The 14491-nt window shown below is 71.8% G+C and carries 14 protein-coding genes; 4 read left to right on the top strand and 10 right to left on the bottom strand.

The genetic code is table 11. The annotated features are described in order from the left end of the window. Nucleotides 1-406 (top strand): branched-chain amino acid ABC transporter permease (locus ACFE8Y_RS07000; protein ID WP_375463672.1); only part of this gene is annotated, 406 nt, incomplete at its 5' end. Between the two features lie 75 nt (nucleotides 407-481). On the opposite strand, the gene ACFE8Y_RS06995 is transcribed toward ACFE8Y_RS07000, so the two are convergent. After that, nucleotides 482-1255, bottom strand: coding sequence for an outer membrane protein (locus ACFE8Y_RS06995; protein ID WP_375463671.1), 774 nt, complete (start codon nucleotides 1253-1255; stop codon nucleotides 482-484). A 236-nt stretch (nucleotides 1256-1491) separates the two neighbouring features. On the opposite strand from ACFE8Y_RS06995, the gene ACFE8Y_RS06990 reads away from it, so the two are divergent. Both ACFE8Y_RS06990 and ACFE8Y_RS06985 read left to right on the top strand, forming a co-directional pair. Next, the gene (locus ACFE8Y_RS06990) at nucleotides 1492-1857 is read left to right on the top strand and encodes a hypothetical protein (RefSeq protein ID WP_375463670.1); all 366 of its coding nucleotides are present in this window, start codon (nucleotides 1492-1494) and stop codon (nucleotides 1855-1857) included. Nucleotides 1858-1924: 67 nt separating this feature from the next. Beyond that, a complete protein-coding gene (locus ACFE8Y_RS06985; RefSeq protein WP_375463669.1) occupies nucleotides 1925-2362 on the top strand; it encodes a DUF3291 domain-containing protein in 438 nt (145 codons plus the stop codon). Nucleotides 2363-2390: 28 nt separating this feature from the next. On the opposite strand, the gene ACFE8Y_RS06980 is transcribed toward ACFE8Y_RS06985, so the two are convergent. The 6 genes from ACFE8Y_RS06980 to ACFE8Y_RS06955 form a co-directional block, all read right to left on the bottom strand. Next, nucleotides 2391-4112, bottom strand: coding sequence for an AMP-binding protein (locus ACFE8Y_RS06980; RefSeq protein ID WP_375463668.1), 1722 nt, complete (start codon nucleotides 4110-4112; stop codon nucleotides 2391-2393). 469 nt (nucleotides 4113-4581) lie between these two features. After that, a complete protein-coding gene (locus tag ACFE8Y_RS06975; protein ID WP_375463667.1) occupies nucleotides 4582-5352 on the bottom strand; it encodes an enoyl-CoA hydratase in 771 nt (256 codons plus the stop codon). Between the two features lie 2 nt (nucleotides 5353-5354). Further along, nucleotides 5355-6254, bottom strand: coding sequence for a 3-hydroxyisobutyrate dehydrogenase (mmsB, locus tag ACFE8Y_RS06970; protein ID WP_375463666.1), 900 nt, complete (start codon nucleotides 6252-6254; stop codon nucleotides 5355-5357). Nucleotides 6255-6476: 222 nt separating this feature from the next. After that, entirely contained in the window at nucleotides 6477-7538 is a 1062-nt protein-coding gene (locus tag ACFE8Y_RS06965; protein WP_375463665.1) for an enoyl-CoA hydratase/isomerase family protein, read from the bottom strand. Further along, nucleotides 7538-8680, bottom strand: coding sequence for an acyl-CoA dehydrogenase family protein (locus tag ACFE8Y_RS06960; protein WP_375463664.1), 1143 nt, complete (start codon nucleotides 8678-8680; stop codon nucleotides 7538-7540). The genes ACFE8Y_RS06965 and ACFE8Y_RS06960 overlap by 1 nt, the downstream gene beginning before the upstream one ends. 161 nt (nucleotides 8681-8841) lie before the next feature. Beyond that, entirely contained in the window at nucleotides 8842-10338 is a 1497-nt protein-coding gene (locus ACFE8Y_RS06955) for a CoA-acylating methylmalonate-semialdehyde dehydrogenase (RefSeq protein WP_375463663.1), read from the bottom strand. 661 nt (nucleotides 10339-10999) lie between these two features. On the opposite strand from ACFE8Y_RS06955, the gene ACFE8Y_RS06950 reads away from it, so the two are divergent. Then, nucleotides 11000-12163, top strand: coding sequence for an iron-containing alcohol dehydrogenase (locus ACFE8Y_RS06950; protein WP_375463662.1), 1164 nt, complete (start codon nucleotides 11000-11002; stop codon nucleotides 12161-12163). A gap of 57 nt (nucleotides 12164-12220) precedes the next feature. On the opposite strand, the gene ACFE8Y_RS06945 is transcribed toward ACFE8Y_RS06950, so the two are convergent. From ACFE8Y_RS06945 to ACFE8Y_RS06935, 3 genes are all read right to left on the bottom strand, one after another. Continuing rightward, complete coding sequence (locus tag ACFE8Y_RS06945) at nucleotides 12221-12781, bottom strand: hypothetical protein (protein WP_375463661.1); 561 nt, start codon at nucleotides 12779-12781, stop codon at nucleotides 12221-12223. A gap of 405 nt (nucleotides 12782-13186) precedes the next feature. Continuing rightward, entirely contained in the window at nucleotides 13187-13480 is a 294-nt protein-coding gene (locus ACFE8Y_RS06940) for a hypothetical protein (protein WP_375463660.1), read from the bottom strand. 88 nt (nucleotides 13481-13568) lie between these two features. Next, on the bottom strand, nucleotides 13569-14447 hold the full coding sequence (locus tag ACFE8Y_RS06935; RefSeq protein ID WP_375463659.1) for an SDR family oxidoreductase: 879 nt from the start codon (nucleotides 14445-14447) through the stop codon (nucleotides 13569-13571). Nucleotides 14448-14491: the final 44 nt, after the last annotated feature.

Genomic DNA, 14491 nt, shown 5'->3' with positions numbered 1-14491 from the left:
CCACTCGCCGTTCGGGCAGGTGCTGAAGGCGATCCGCGACAACGAGCCCCGCGCGATCTCCCTCGGCTACCGGGTCAACCAGTACAAGCTCGCCGTGTTCGTGCTGTCGGCGACGCTCGCGGGTCTCGCCGGTTCCACCAAGGCGATCGTATTCCAGTTGGCCTCGCTCACCGACGTGCACTGGGCGATGTCGGGGGAGGTGGTGCTGATGACGCTGGTGGGCGGCATGGGCACGGTGTTCGGCCCGATCGTCGGCGCCCTGGTGATCGTGACGATGGAGACCTACCTCGCCCAGTTCGGCGCCTGGGTGACGATCATCCAGGGCGTGGTCTTCGTGCTCTGCGTGCTGTTGTTCCGCGAGGGCATCGTCGGGCTGGCCGCGCGGATCGTGAGGAGGCCGCTGTGAACTCGGCGCCTGCGCTGAGCACGGCGGCCGCCGCCTGCGTCAGGGCTGGACCGCCGATCCTCCGACGGCGCGGCGTCAGAGGCCGAGCACCCCGCCGGGGAAGCCGTCGAAGCGGTAGTTCGCGCCGATCCTGACCTGATGCACGTCGAGGCCGCCGCTGAAGTGCAGCGGGACGCCATGGTAGTACTGGTGCATCGTGCGGTCGAGGTCGGCGTAGAGGTATTCCGCCTTGACCGAGACGTTCCGCATCACCGCGTATTCGAGGCCGGCGCCGACGGTGTAGCCGTCGATCGGCATCGACTTGGCGTAGGCGCCGTCGTAGCCCTTGAAGTGCCCGACCGATGGGACCGTCACGCTGCCTGAGAACCCCACCTCGGTCGCGGACCAGCCGCCGGTGGCGTAGGCCAGCATCGGCCCGAAGGCGTAGCCGGCGCGACCGCGCAGCGAGACGAAGTAGCTGTCGGTGTCGAGGCCGCCGCTCGCCTGGAAGCGGTAACCCGGCAGGCCGAAGGACGTGCGATTGTGCAAATCCGCGTAGCCGCCGTCCACTTCGATGCCGACGACGAACCCGCTGCCGGGCGTGAACTGGTAATTGTAGCCGAGCGTGCCGCCGCCGGTGAAGCCGCCCAGCGAGGTGCGGAACTCGGCCTGCGGCAGCGGCGCGAACGTCTCCGCGCGGAAGTCGCCCGCCGCCGCGGCGCCGACGTTCAGGCCGAGGTAGAACCCCGTCCAGGTGAAGGCGGACGGCGGCGGATCGAAGGTCTGGATCGAGCCGCGCAGCGGCAGGTCGGCGGCATGGGCCGTCATGCTGACACCCAGCAGAAGGGCCGCGAGGGGGAGGCGCGTCACGTCAAGCTCCTGTCAGGTCATGTCCACATTTCTGGATCAACGTGGTTAAGGAAGATTTACAACGATCTTCACGAGTGAGATTTAGGTCTTGAAACCATGAGAACATAGGCGTGCCGTCTTGCGGCGGTGTGCCAGGAATTGGGGGGCGACGTGATCCGGGCGGTCGCTTGGCCTGACAAGGGTTCGTTAACCTTTTCGCTTTCATCTTGGATCGAACCCAGCCAACAGGTGCTGCCATGACCCAGGCCCGTTCGCTCAGCGTCGACGATCCGGCCGCCGACTGCCCGATCTCGCCGGAGGCCCTCGGGCGGATTGCCCGCGCGGATTCCGAGACGCTGACCGTCCTCGTCGACGGCATCCCCGAGGCGACGCGGGCGCGGCTCGCGGTCTACCTCTACGGACGCAGCCACACCCACGAGCTCGGGGTGCGGATCGCGGCCACCTGCGAGGGCTCGACCCTGCGCCGCGCCGCGGGCCTCGTCGGCAACACCCTCTACGACCTGTCGCGCCGCCCCTACGCCCCGCCCTCCTACGGCAGCCACCGCACCCAGACCGGCCGGATCAGCCTCGGCGGACCGCGCCTGGACAGCCGCCACGGCTGACCGGCCGCACGGCAACGCGGCGCGGGACCTATGGTAGCGTCGGCGCTCGGGTCGCGGGGATGCCGACATGCCAACGATCAGCCTGACGCGGTTGCGCCTGCGCTCCTGGCGTCTCGTGCCGGCCTTCGCGCCGCGCGCGTACCGTTCGGCCGAGCAGGCGCGGCGCGCCGCCGGCTACCTCGACGGGGCGATCCTCGCCGACCGCGGGCTGACCTTCTGGACACTCACCGCCTGGACCGACGCGGCGGCCCTGCACGCCTACATCCTGGCCGGCGACCACCGCGCCGCGATGGCCAAGCTCGCCGCGTGGTGCGACGAGGCCTCCGTCGCGCGCTGGGAGGCCGTCGATCCCGGCCTGCCGGACTGGCGGGAGGCCGACCGGCGGATGCGGGCCTGCGGGCGCCCTTCCAAGATCCGCCATCCGACGCCCGCGCACGCTACGCTGGCCTACGCCGCGCCGCGGACGACGCGCGGCGGCCGGCTCCCGCCGCGGCCGCCTGGGTAGGGCCGCCGACGCGGGCGCCCCGGACGGCTCAGCCGGGCTTGCGCTCCTCCGCCCTCAGCTCGGGAAAGTCCGACTGCGCGAAGGCGCGGCCGCGCTGCGGATCATCGGCGGCGCCCTCGTGCTCCAGGCGGCGGAGCTGCACCCGGCGGATCTTGCCGGAGATGGTCTTGGGCAGGTCGGCGACGAACGCGATCGCGCGCAGGCGCTTGTAGGGAGGGAGCCGCGCGTTGGTGAAGCGGAAGATGTCGAGTGCCGTCTCGGCGTTCGGCTCGGCCGAGGCCACCAGCGCGACGTAGGCCTTCGGGATCGTGTAGCGGATGGCGTCGGGTGCCGGCACCACCGCGGCCTCGGCGACCGCCGCGTGCGCCAGCAGCACGCTCTCCAGTTCGAACGGGCTGATGCGGTAGCCCGACGACTTGAACACGTCGTCGGCGCGTCCGACGAAGGTCAGCGTGCCGTCGGCTTCCACGAAGGCGACGTCTCCGGTGCGGTAGACCGCGCCCTCGGCCCCGACGAGGGTGCCGGCGCCGTCGTCGTAGCCCTGCATCAGGCCGGCGGGACGATGCACGCCCAGTGCGAGGCAGACCTCGCCCTCGGTCGCCGGCTCCCCGTCGATGTCGAGGACGCGCACCGTGTAGCCTGGGAGCGGGCGGCCCATGGCGCCGGGCCTGACCGCCTGTCCGGGCGTGTTGGCGACCAGGGCCGTGGTCTCGGTCTGGCCGTAGCCGTCGCGGATCGTCAGCTCCCAGGCCCGGCCGACCCGATCGATCACCTCCGGGTTGAGGGGCTCGCCCGCCGCGCACACCTCGCGGAGCGCCAAGTCGTACCCGGTCAGGTCCTCCTGGATCATCAGCCGCCACACGGTCGGCGGGGCGCAGAGCGTGGTGACGCGGCAGCGCCCTAGCACGGCGAGCAGCGCCGGGGCGGAGAACGGCGCTTGGTTCACCACGAACACGGTGGCGCCCGCGTTCCAGGGGGCGAAGACCGACGACCACGCGTGCTTGGCCCAGCCCGGCGAGGAGACGTTGCAGTGGATGTCGCCGGGCTGAAGCCCGAGCCAGTACATCGTCGAGAGGGAGCCTGCCGGGTACGAGCGGTGGCTATGCCGCACGAGCTTGGGTTTCGCCGTCGTACCGGAGGTGAAGTACAGCAGCAGCGGATCGCCGGCCCGCGTCGGCCCGTCCGGCGCGAAGGTCTCTGGCTCGGCGAACCCGGCGTCGTAGGGGCGCCAGCCCGGCTCGGCCGGCCCGGTGGTGACGCGCACGGCCGGGCCGGCGTCGAGCCCGGTGAATTTCGCGACCTGCTCGGGACCCGCCACGATCACCCTGGGCCGGCCGCGCTCCAGCCGGTCGGCGAGTTCCTCAGTCGTCAGCAGCGTGGTCGCCGGGATCACCACGGCGCCGAGCTTCATCGCCGCGAGCATCGTCTCCCACAGGGCCGGCACGTTGCCGAGCAGGAGCAGCAGGGGGTCGCCGCGGGACAGCCCGAGGCCGCGCAGGTGGTTGGCGACCTGGTTCGAGCGGCGGCTCATCTCGGAGAAGGAGCGCTTGGTCTCGACGCCGGACGCCGCGTCGACGATCCACAGCGCCGGCCTGTCGCGGCTCTCGGGCGCGGTCGCGAGGTCGGCGTCGAACCAGTCGAGCGCCCAGTTGAACGCCGCCGCGTCCGGCCACCGGAAGCCGGCATAGGCGGCCGCGTAGTCGGTGCGATGGGCGAGCAGGAAGTCTCGGGATTCGCGAAAGCTCGGCATCGGCGTTCTCCCTGTGGTTTTGGGTTTTTGATTCTCGGTTCCCCGGCCGGAAGGCGTTCGATCGCGTGCCGCATCCCTCCCCCCTCTGCGCTTGCGGCTTCACACATCCCGGCGCTTGACGCGTCGGGGGCCGCGCATCCCCTCGCCCCGCTTGCGGGGAAAGGGCTTTGCCGACCACGGACCTCGGGTCTACCCGAGCTCCGATCTTTGGTGCTCAAGTCGGGCAGGCCCGACTTGGGGCGTCGGCCAAGCGAGGCGGCAGCCGACGGTGAGGAGGGAAACCGGATGCGCCGCGTCCGGGCTCGGCCCCTCACCGTCGCTTCGGCTTCGCCTCTCGCGTCCCGGCTGCACGGCAAGGTGCAGCCGGGCCTCTCCCCGCGTGCGGGGAGAGGGGACCCGCGCCTCATCCGATCGCGTCGAGAGATGGGTGCATCTGCTAGCCCGCAGAGAGGAGAGGGAAAGAAGTTGCCTAACTGTGCCCGAACTGCGCCGGCCGCTTCTCGACGAAGGCGGCCATGCCCTCCTTCTGGTCGGCCGTCGCGAACATCGCGTGGAACACCCGGCGCTCGAAGCGCACGCCTTCGGTCAGCGTGGTCTCGTAGGCGCGGTTGACCGCCTCCTTGGTCATCATCGCGATCGGCAGCGACATCGATGCGATCGTCTCGGCCACAGTCATCGCCTCGGCGAGGAGCAGGTCCGCGGGGAGTACCCGCGAGACGAGGCCGGCGCGCTCGGCCTCGGCCGCGTCCATCATGCGCCCGGTCAGGCACATCTCCATCGCCTTGGCCTTGCCGACGAAGCGGGTGAGCCGCTGGCTGCCGCCGATGCCGGGCATCACCCCGAGCTTGATCTCGGGCTGGCCGAACTGCGCCGTGTCGGCGGCCAGGATCAGGTCGCACATCATCGCGAGTTCGCAGCCGCCGCCCAGCGCGTAGCCCGCCACCGCCGCGAGGATCGGCGTGCGGACCGCCGTGAACCGCTCCCACTCCGCGAAGCGGTCGCCCGCGTACATCTCGGCGTAGGTGGCCGCCTGCATCTCCTTGATGTCGGCGCCGGCTGCAAAGGCCCGAGCCGAGCCGGTGATCACGATGCAGCCGATGCCCGGATCGGCGTCCGCCGCGAGGGCCGCCGCGATCAGTTCGCGGGTGAGCTGCGCGTCGATGGCGTTCAGCGCCTTCGGCCGGTTCAGCGTGATCAGCCGGACGCGTCCGCGCGTCTCGGTGAGGATCGTCTCGTCCATGCTCAAGGCTCCTCGCTCCGCCCGCGCAGCATATGGATGATCGCGGAAAAGTCCCGCGCGCCCTGTCCGCCCGCGTCGAAGGCGGCGTAGAGCCGCTCGGCCTCGGCGCCCAGCGGCGTCGACGCGCCCGCGCTCTTAGCCGCCGCCTGCGCGAGCCTGAGGTCCTTCAGCATCAGCCCGGCGGCAAAGCCCGGCTTGTAGCCGGCGTTAGCGGGCGAGGCCGGCACCGGCCCCGGCACCGGGCAGTAGGTGGTCAGCGACCAGCACTGGCCGGACGAGACCGAGGCCACGTCGAACAGCGCCTGCTGCGGCAGCCCGAGTTTTTCCGCCAGCGCGAAGGCCTCGCACACCCCGATCATCGAGATGCCGAGGATCATGTTGTTGCAGATCTTGGCGGCCTGCCCCGCGCCGGCCGCGCCGCAGTGGAACACGCTCTTGCCCATGCGCCTCAGGATCGGCTCGGCGGCGGCGAAGGCTCCGTCCGAGCCGCCGGCCATGAAGGTGAGCGTACCGGCCTTCGCGCCCCCGGTGCCGCCGGAGACCGGCGCGTCGATCGCCGGGCAGCCGCGGGCGTCGGCCAGCGCGTGCGCCGCGCGGGCGCTCTCGACGTCGATCGTCGAGGAATCGATCAGCAGCGTGCCGGCGGGCACCGCCTCGGCGAGTTGCGACCAGACCTCGACCACGGGGCGGCCGGCCGGCAGCATCGTCACCACGGCGTGCGCGCCCTCGGCCGCCTCCAGGACGGAGCCGGCCACCGCGACGCCCTCCGCCCCGGCTGCCTCCAGGGAGGCCGGGTTCAGGTCGAACCCGCGCACGCTGAAGCCGGCCCGGACGAGGTTGGCCGCCATCGGCCCGCCCATGTTGCCGAGCCCGATGAAGGCGATCGTTTGCGGTGCGCTCATCCGTGATCCTCCCGTCCCGTCCTGCGCGAGGCGCGGCCTTGAGCCTGCTTTACAGGTCTATCGAAACCCAACCGATTTTCACCCACCACCTCATCCTGAGGCGCCGCGTAAGCGGCCTCGAAGGAGGGCTCCCGAAATCGCCATGCGTGCCGAATCCCTTCTTCGAGACCGCCCCCGCGCTCCGGCCCTTCGAGATGAGGTGGTCGGAGCGGAGGATGCGGGTCAGTTCGGCTCGACGGCACGCTCCGGAAACACCGGTGCCGCCCGCGGCTCCAGCCAGCGCACGATCCTGTCCGGATCGACCTCCGCCAGCGTCGCCGGCGACCAGCGCGGGGCCTTGTCCTTGTCGATCACCGCGGCGCGGATGCCCTCGCGAAAATCGCCCTCGGCGAGCAGGGCGAGCGAGGCCTGGAACTCGCGCTCCAGGCAGGCTTCGAGCGTCGCGGAGGCGCGCCCGAGGCGGAGCAGGCACAGCGTGAGCACGAGGCTCGCGGGCGATTTCTCCAGCAGCGTCGCGTGCGTTCGGATCGCGAAGTCGGAGCCGTCGGCGGCGAGCGCGGCGAGGATATCCTCGACCCGGTCGAAGGCGAAGCAGCGGTCGATCACCGCCCGCGCGCCCGCGAGCGGGGCCGCCTCCGGCGCCCGCGCCGCGCGCGCGATCAGCGCGCGCACGGCCGCGTCGTCGGCGCTCGGGGGGAGGGCGGTGAGGGCCTCGATCAGGCCGGGGAGGGCTCCCGCCGGCACGAGGGCGTCGGCGAAGCCCGACAGGATCGCGTCGGCGGCACCGAACGCCTCGCCGGTCAGCCCGAGATAGGTCCCGGTCTCGCCGGGCGCGCGCGGCAGCAGCCACGTCCCGCCGACGTCGGGCAGGTAGCCGATGCCGGTCTCCGGCATGGCGATGCGCGAACGCTCGGTGACGATGCGGTGGCGGGCATGCCCCGACAGCCCGACGCCGCCGCCCATGGTGATGCCGTCCATCACCGCCACGAACGGCTTTTCGCAATGGGCGATGCGGGCGTCGAGCCGGTACTCGTCGCGCCAGAACGTTTCCGCGAACGACGTCCCGTCCGTCTCGTAGAGCGAGCGAAGGTCGCCGCCGGCGCACAAGCCGCGCTCGCCCTCGCCGGTGAGCAGGATCGCGGCGACGTTCGGATCGGCGAGGAACCGGTCCAGACCCGCATCGATCGCGCCGACCATGCCGTGGGTCAGTGCGTTCAGCGCCCGCGGCCGGTCGAGGCGGATGCGCCCGAGCGACCCGACGCGCTCGACGATCACGTCGGACATCAGCGCCCCCCGAGGAGCGCGCGGGCGATGATCACCCGCATGATCTCGTTGGTGCCCTCCAGGATCTGGTGGACGCGCAGATCCCGGACGATCTTCTCGATGCCGTAATCGGCGAGGTAACCGTAGCCGCCGTGCAGTTGCAGCGCCTCGTTGGCGACGTGGAAGGCCGCGTCCGTGACGTGGCGCTTGGCCATGGCGCAGAGCTTGGTCGCCTCGGGTGCCTTCGCGTCGAGGGCGGCGGCCGCGTGGCGCAGGAACGCGCGGGCCACCTCCAGGTCGGTCGCCATGTCGGCCAGCCGGAACTGCAAGGCCTGGAATCCGGAGAGTTTTTGGCCGAAGGCGCGACGGTCGCCGAGGTAGGCGACCGTTCTGTCGAGCGCCGCCTGCGCCCCGCCCAGCGCGCAGGCGGCGATGTTGAGCCGCCCGCCGTCGAGGCCGGCCATGGCGAAGCCAAAACCCTCGCCCTCCGCACCGAGGCGGTTCTCCACCGGCACCCGGCAGGAATCGAAGCGCACCGCGCGGGTGGGCTGCGCGTTCCAGCCCATCTTGCGCTCGTTGGCGCCGAACGAGAGGCCGGGCGTGTCCTTCTCCACGAGGATCGCCGAGACGCCCTTGGCGCCCTCGCCGCCGGTGCGGACCATGCACAGGTAGAGGTCGCTGGCGCCCGCGCCCGAGATGAACTGCTTCTCGCCGTTCAGGACGTAATGGTCGCCCTCGCGCACGGCGCGGGTGCGCAGTGCCGCCGCGTCCGAGCCGGAGCCGGCCTCGGTGAGGCAGTAGCTCGCGATGAGGTCCATCCGCGCGAGCGCCGGGAGCCAGCGGCGGCGCTGCGCCTCGCTGCCGAAGGCGTCGATGATCCAGGCGGAGAGATTGTGGATCGAGAGGAAGGCCGCCACCGTCGGGCAGCCCTCGCCCAGGGCCTCGAAGATCAGGCTCGCGTCGACCCGGCTGAGACCCGAGCCGCCGACATCCTCGCGCACGGTGATGGCGGCCATGCCGAGCGCCGCCGCCGCGCGAAACGTCTCGACGGGGAAGTGCCGGCGCGCGTCCCAGTCGAGCGCATGGGGCGCGATGTGCGCGGCGGCGAAGGCCGCCGCCATGTCCCGGATCGCGACCTGATCCTCGTCGAGCCCGAAGCGCATCGCTGGTTCTCCTGATCGCCGGCGTTTCCTTCCCCCCTCTGCGGGGGAGGGTGGCCCGCGAAGTGGGTCGGGAGAGGGGAGCGCCGTATGCCGGAGAGGGCCGCTCCCCTCTCCCGCTTCGCTCCGCTCTGCACCCTCCCCCGCAGAGGGGGAGGGTTGGCTCAGCGCATCGTCGGGATCGAGAACTCCGCGCCGCTCTTGATGCCCGACGGCCAGCGCTGCGTCACCGTCTTGGTCTTCGTATAGAAGCGGATCGAGTCCGGCCCGTGCTGGTTGAGGTCGCCGAAGCCGGAGCGCTTCCAGCCGCCGAAGGTGTGGTAGGCGATCGGCACCGGGATCGGCACGTTGACGCCGACCATGCCGACGTTGACCCGCGCGGTGAAGTCGCGCGCCGCGTCCCCATCCTGGGTGAAGATGGCGACGCCGTTGCCGTACTGGTGCGTCGAGGGGAGCGCCAGCGCCTCCTCGTAATCCCGCGCCCGCACCACGGACAGGACGGGGCCGAAGATCTCGTCCTTGTAGATCGTCATGTCCGGCGTCACGCGGTCGAACAGCGAGCCGCCCATGTAGAAGCCGTTCTCGTAGCCCTGGAGCTTGAAGCCGCGGCCATCGACGGCGAGGTCCGCCCCCTCGGAGACGCCGGTCTCGATGTAGCCCCGGACCTTCTCCACGGCCTCGCGCGTCACCAGCGGACCGTAATCGGCCGACGCGTCGTGCGACGGGCCGATCTTCAGGGCCTCGACCCGCGGGATCAGCCGCTCCATCAGCCGGTCGGCGGTGCCCTCGCCGACGGGCACGGCCACCGAGATCGCCATGCAGCGCTCGCCGGCCGAGCCGTAGCCGGCGCCGATCAGCGCGTCGACCGCTTGCCCCATGTCAGCGTCGGGCATGACGATCATGTGGTTCTTGGCGCCGCCGAAGCACTGCGCGCGCTTCCCCGTCTGGGCGGCGCGGACGTAGATGTACTCGGCGATCGAGGAAGAGCCGACGAAGCCCACCGCGCGGATGTCGTCGTCGTCGAGGATCGCGTCGACCGCCTCCTTGTCGCCGTTCACGACGTTGAGGATGCCCGGCGGCAGGCCCGCCTCCAGGAAGATCTCGGCGATGCGCAGCGGCACGCCGGGGTCGCGCTCGGAGGGCTTGAGGATGAAACTGTTCCCGCAGGCGATCGCCGGGGCGCACTTCCACAGGGGGATCATCGCGGGGAAGTTGAACGGCGTGATGCCGGCCACCACGCCGAGCGGCTGGCGCAGGGAATAGACGTCGATGCCGGGGCCGGCGCCCTCCGTGTACTCGCCCTTGAGCAGGTGCGGGATGCCGCAGGCGAACTCCACCACCTCGACGCCGCGCTGGATGTCGCCCTTGGCGTCGGGCACGGTCTTGCCGTGCTCGCTCGCGAGCAATTCAGCCAGCGGCTCCATCTCGGCCCGAATCAGTTCAAGGAAGCGCATCATCACGCGGGCGCGCTTCTGCGGGTTCGTGGCGCCCCAGGCGGGTTGAGCGTCGCGGGCGTTCACCACCGCCGCGCGAAGCTCGGCCGCGCTCGCCAGCGCCACCCGGGCCTGGACCTCGCCGGTCGAGGGATGGAACACGTCGGCGAACCGCCCGCTCGTGCCCGGAACGGCCTTGCCGCCGATGAAATGCCCGATCGTGCGCATCGCGCCTCCTGTTCGCTTCCTCGATCGTCGGGCGTGCGCCGAAGCCGGCCCGATTTTGGCGGGACCATAGCAGGATCGCCCGAGCGATAAAGCCGGACCCGCTCGCAGCCGCTGTGCATCGCTGCACGGCCAGCCAAAGCATCCGCTCCCTCTCCCGACCCCCGCCGACGCGAGGGCCACCCTCCCCCGCAGAGGGCATTCCGGCTGGGTAGGGTGCGGCATGAATTCCAGTCCCCAACCGGGACGACCGGCCCTTCTTCCTAGAGCCGTGCCCGATCACGTTGGATCGGGCACGGCTCTAGGCCTTTGTTTTGACGCGCTTCCTTTCGACGAACCGGTGCCCACTTCGTCGGGAAGCGCTCCAGCGGTCGCGCGCGAAAGCGCTGACGGAGGCTTATCTCGGCCTCATGCCGATGCTGCCGGAGAAGCCCTCGCCGACGCGCGCCTTCCACATGCACATCCACGAGGACAACCGGCAGCCGCCCCCGTCCGCGAGGTCGCGGCGTTCATCGCGAGCGAGGTGGAGGCGGCGCAGGGGCTCTTCGCCGGGGCGGCGCCGTAGCGCGAGCCCGTACCGGCAACCGGGCTTGCGCTCGGCCGCGCGGCCCCTAGGCTTTCCGAAGACGGCTTGGGACGCGATCCGGCCCGAGGATACGGACACATGATCAGCCCCATCGCCCTGCCGCGCCTGATGCGGATCGGGGCCGGCGCCTCGGCGCTGCTGCCGGAGGTGCTGGCGCAGCTCGGCCTGTCCCGACCCTTCATCGTCACCGACCGCTACCTCGCCGACGGCGGCCGGGCGGCGGCGCTGACCGAGCGGCTCGCGGCGGCCGGCCTGCGGAGCGCGGTGTTTTCCGAGACCGTGCCGGACCCGACGGTGGCCTCGGTCGAGGCGGCGCTGGCGCGCCTCGCGGAGGGCGATCACGACTGCGTCGTCGGCTTCGGCGGCGGCAGCCCGATGGACACCGCCAAGGCCGTGGCGGTGCTGGCGCGTCACGGCGGTCCCATGCGCAACTACAAGGCGCCGCACAGCCAGGACGCGCCCGGCCTGCCGATCGTGGCGATCCCGACCACGGCCGGCACCGGCTCAGAGGCGACCCGCTTCACCATCGTCACCGACGAGGCGAGCGACGAGAAGATGCTCTGCGCCGGGCTCGCCTACCTGCCGGTGGCGGCGCTCGTCGACTACGAGCTGACGCTGAGCAAGCCCAAGCGCCTCACGGCCGACACCGGCATCGACGCCCTCACGCACGCGATCGAGGCCTACGTCTCGCGCCGCGCCAACCCGTTCTCGGACGGGTTCGCGCTCGAAGCGATGCGGGCGCTCGCGCCGAACCTGCGCCGGGTCTGGACCGATCCGGGCGATCGGGGTGCGCGCGAGGCGATGATGCTCGGCGCTTGCCAAGCCGGCATCGCCTTCTCGAACAGCTCGGTGGCGCTGGTGCACGGCATGAGCCGGCCGATCGGCGCGCACTTCCACGTGCCGCACGGGCTCTCGAACGCGATGCTGCTGCCGGCGGTGACCGCGTTCTCGGGCCCCGGCGCGGTCGGCCGCTACGCGGCCTGCGCCCGCGCGATCGGCGTCGCGCAGGACGGGGAGGGCGATGAGGCCGCGGTGGCGCGACTGGTGGCCGAATTGGAGGCGCTCAACGACGACCTCGACGTGCCCGGGCCGGCGGAGTACGGCCTCGACGCGGCGCGCTGGGAGGCCCTGATCCCGACCATGGCGGCGCAGGCCCTGGCCTCCGGCTCGCCGGCCAACAACCCGGTCGTGCCGGACGCTGAGGCGATCGCGGCGCTCTACCGGCGGGTCTGGGCCGCCTGACGCCCGGCCGCGCCGGTCCTGCATCGACGTGAGTTGCGGGGCGCTTACCGGCTCGGCCTACGCCGCGACCGTCCTGAGCCGCTGCTTCTCCGCATCGGTGAGCACGAGCGGCTCGAACGAAGTCTTGACCAGCCGCGCTCCGCGCGTGCCGGCCAGAGCCAACAGGCAGTCGCCTCCCTGCGAAAGCAGGACCGGCTCCTCGTAGGTCCAGTGCTCGGGCGCGACGCCGCGCTTCCCCTTGAGCACCCTCAGGCGCTGCTTGGCCGTGCGCTCGCTCCCGTCGGCGGCCCGGTAGCTGAACCTGACCTCGCGGGCCCAGCCCGGACTGCTCACGAGGCGCATCCCGACGACCCTGGCCTCGACCGGCTTCGGGTCCCGGGCCAGGGTTCGATAGAGCCGGAACTCGCTCAGCAAGGCCCAGGCGCCCCCTCCGATCACGGCCGCGAGGAACGCGAGGCCGCCCGACGCGACGACGAGCGCGACCCAACGCGCGGGGAGCGCATCGACGAACCAGGACAGCGCGACCGCCTCGTCGTCGCCGGGGTCGACCTTGAGGCTCGGAGGCGCGCTCCGATCGAAATCGACGAAGGTGAGTGCCGTGACGGACTGCGTGGCCACGCGCCCGGCGACGCACCGGTACGATACGTCCAGCGTGCACCAGGAGAAGGGAAGCAAACTCAGCTTGACGGTGCAGGAGCCCGCCATCGCCGTGACGGGGGCAGGCCGTCCGTGGCGCCAGACCCAGGGATCTCGCAGGAGACCCGGCCCGAAGAGGACAACGAACCAGGTTGCGCCCCCGAGGACGGCCAGTGCGACGAGTGCGGAGCCTGCGGCGGTGAGGATGGCGCGACGGCCGCGCCCTGACCGCGATGGGCCGGCGCGGGAAGGCGTCGAGCGCGGTGACTGGCGACATCTTGACTTCCGAGCCGTGAACCGTCCCGTTCGGCCGCTTCTACCGCTGCGCGGGACGGCGGAGGACGCTCGACCTTCCCAGGTCTCGAACTGAAGCGCCGGCGCCGCACCTCACGGCGTGCCGCCGTAGGTCGCGAACGAGGTTTCCACCTTGTCGGCAAGCGTCGGGTCGACGGTCGCCGAGACCCGGAGCCTGCCGGCGAGCGCCGGCTCGCCCTCGGTGTCGGCCTTCGCGTGACCGTCCTCGATGTCGGCGCCCGCCGTCTCGGTGCCGGCGCTGTTGTCGGCCGAGACCGGGGCGATCGTCACCGCCGCGCGGTCGAGCCCGTGCTCCTGGACGAGGTGCTCCACCGCCATCTCGGCGTCGCGACGGGTCTCGAACGTGGCGGAGATGGTCTGGGGCATCCGTGGGCTCCGGTCTGGGCGAGCGATCGGTCGCGATGGGTCGTCAATCCCGCAGGCGCAGGCGGTGTTCCGGCGCCCGCGGCGCGGCTTAGAACATCGGCGTGCCGCCGGTGACCGGCACCAGCGCGCCGGTCATGTAGCTGCCCTCGCGCGAGGCCAGCAGCACGTAGGCGGGCGCCAGTTCCGCCGGCTGCCCGGCCCGGCCCAGCGGCGTGTCGGCGCCGAGCGCCTCGATCTGCTCCGGGCTCTTCACGATCGGCTGGATCGGCGTCCAGACCGGGCCGGGCGCGACGCAGTTCACGCGGATGCCCTGCGGCGCCAGGAGGTTCGACAGGCCGATCGTCAGGCTCGCGATCGCGCCCTTGGTGGCGGCGTAGATCAGCATCGTCTTGTCGGCGATCTTGGCCTGCTGGCTCGTGGAGTTGACGATGGCCGAGCCCGGCTTCATGTGCGGGACCGCCGCCTGGCACAGATAATAGATCGCGAACACGTTGGCCCGGAACGCACCTTCGAGGTCGGCCGCCGTCACGTCGTCGAGCCCGTCGTTGACGGTCTGCGCGGCGGCGTTGTTGACCAGGATGTCGAGGCCGCTGAGCTCGGTGACTGTCCGCGCGACGAGGTCGCGGCAGTGCTGCGCGTCGCGCAGATCCCCCGGCAGCAGCAGGGCGCGGCGCCCGGCCTTCTCGATCCAGCGCGCGGTCTCCTCGGCGTCCGGCTGCTCGACGGGCAGGTACGCGATCGCCACGTCCGCGCCCTCGCGGGCGTAGGCGATGGCGACGGCGCGGCCGATGCCGGAATCGCCTCCGGTGATCAGCGCGACGCGGCCCGTCAGCAGGCCCTTGCCGACGTAGCTCGTCTCGCCGTGGTCGGGGGCCGGGCGCATCCGCGACGTCAGACCCGGCCGCTCCTGCTGCTGATCGCCGGGGAAGGGGGGCCGCGGTCCGGCCGCGCGCGGATCGTCGCTCATCGGATGCCTCTCGCTTGCCGGGCGGAACGCCGCCCCATCCGTCC

It is taken from the genome of uncultured Methylobacterium sp., assembly GCF_964242245.1.
Taxonomy (GTDB): domain Bacteria; phylum Pseudomonadota; class Alphaproteobacteria; order Rhizobiales; family Beijerinckiaceae; genus Methylobacterium.
The sequence above is the reverse complement of the archived record's forward strand: the minus strand, read 5'-3'. Positions and strand labels throughout refer to the sequence as shown.

Excerpts from the sequence above, each read along its gene's own strand:
- ACFE8Y_RS06990 (WP_375463670.1), top strand. The coding sequence starts at position 1,492 with ATGACCCAGGCCCGTTCGCTCAGCGTCGACGATCCGGCCGCCGACTGC.
- ACFE8Y_RS06985 (WP_375463669.1), top strand. The coding sequence starts at position 1,925 with ATGCCAACGATCAGCCTGACGCGGTTGCGCCTGCGCTCCTGGCGTCTC.
- ACFE8Y_RS06980 (WP_375463668.1), bottom strand. The coding sequence starts at position 4,112 with ATGCCGAGCTTTCGCGAATCCCGAGACTTCCTGCTCGCCCATCGCACC.
- ACFE8Y_RS06975 (WP_375463667.1), bottom strand. The coding sequence starts at position 5,352 with ATGGACGAGACGATCCTCACCGAGACGCGCGGACGCGTCCGGCTGATC.
- mmsB (WP_375463666.1), bottom strand. The coding sequence starts at position 6,254 with ATGAGCGCACCGCAAACGATCGCCTTCATCGGGCTCGGCAACATGGGC.
- ACFE8Y_RS06965 (WP_375463665.1), bottom strand. The coding sequence starts at position 7,538 with ATGTCCGACGTGATCGTCGAGCGCGTCGGGTCGCTCGGGCGCATCCGC.
- ACFE8Y_RS06960 (WP_375463664.1), bottom strand. The coding sequence starts at position 8,680 with ATGCGCTTCGGGCTCGACGAGGATCAGGTCGCGATCCGGGACATGGCG.
- ACFE8Y_RS06955 (WP_375463663.1), bottom strand. The coding sequence starts at position 10,338 with ATGCGCACGATCGGGCATTTCATCGGCGGCAAGGCCGTTCCGGGCACG.
- ACFE8Y_RS06950 (WP_375463662.1), top strand. The coding sequence starts at position 11,000 with ATGATCAGCCCCATCGCCCTGCCGCGCCTGATGCGGATCGGGGCCGGC.
- ACFE8Y_RS06940 (WP_375463660.1), bottom strand. The coding sequence starts at position 13,480 with ATGCCCCAGACCATCTCCGCCACGTTCGAGACCCGTCGCGACGCCGAG.
- ACFE8Y_RS06935 (WP_375463659.1), bottom strand. The coding sequence starts at position 14,447 with ATGAGCGACGATCCGCGCGCGGCCGGACCGCGGCCCCCCTTCCCCGGC.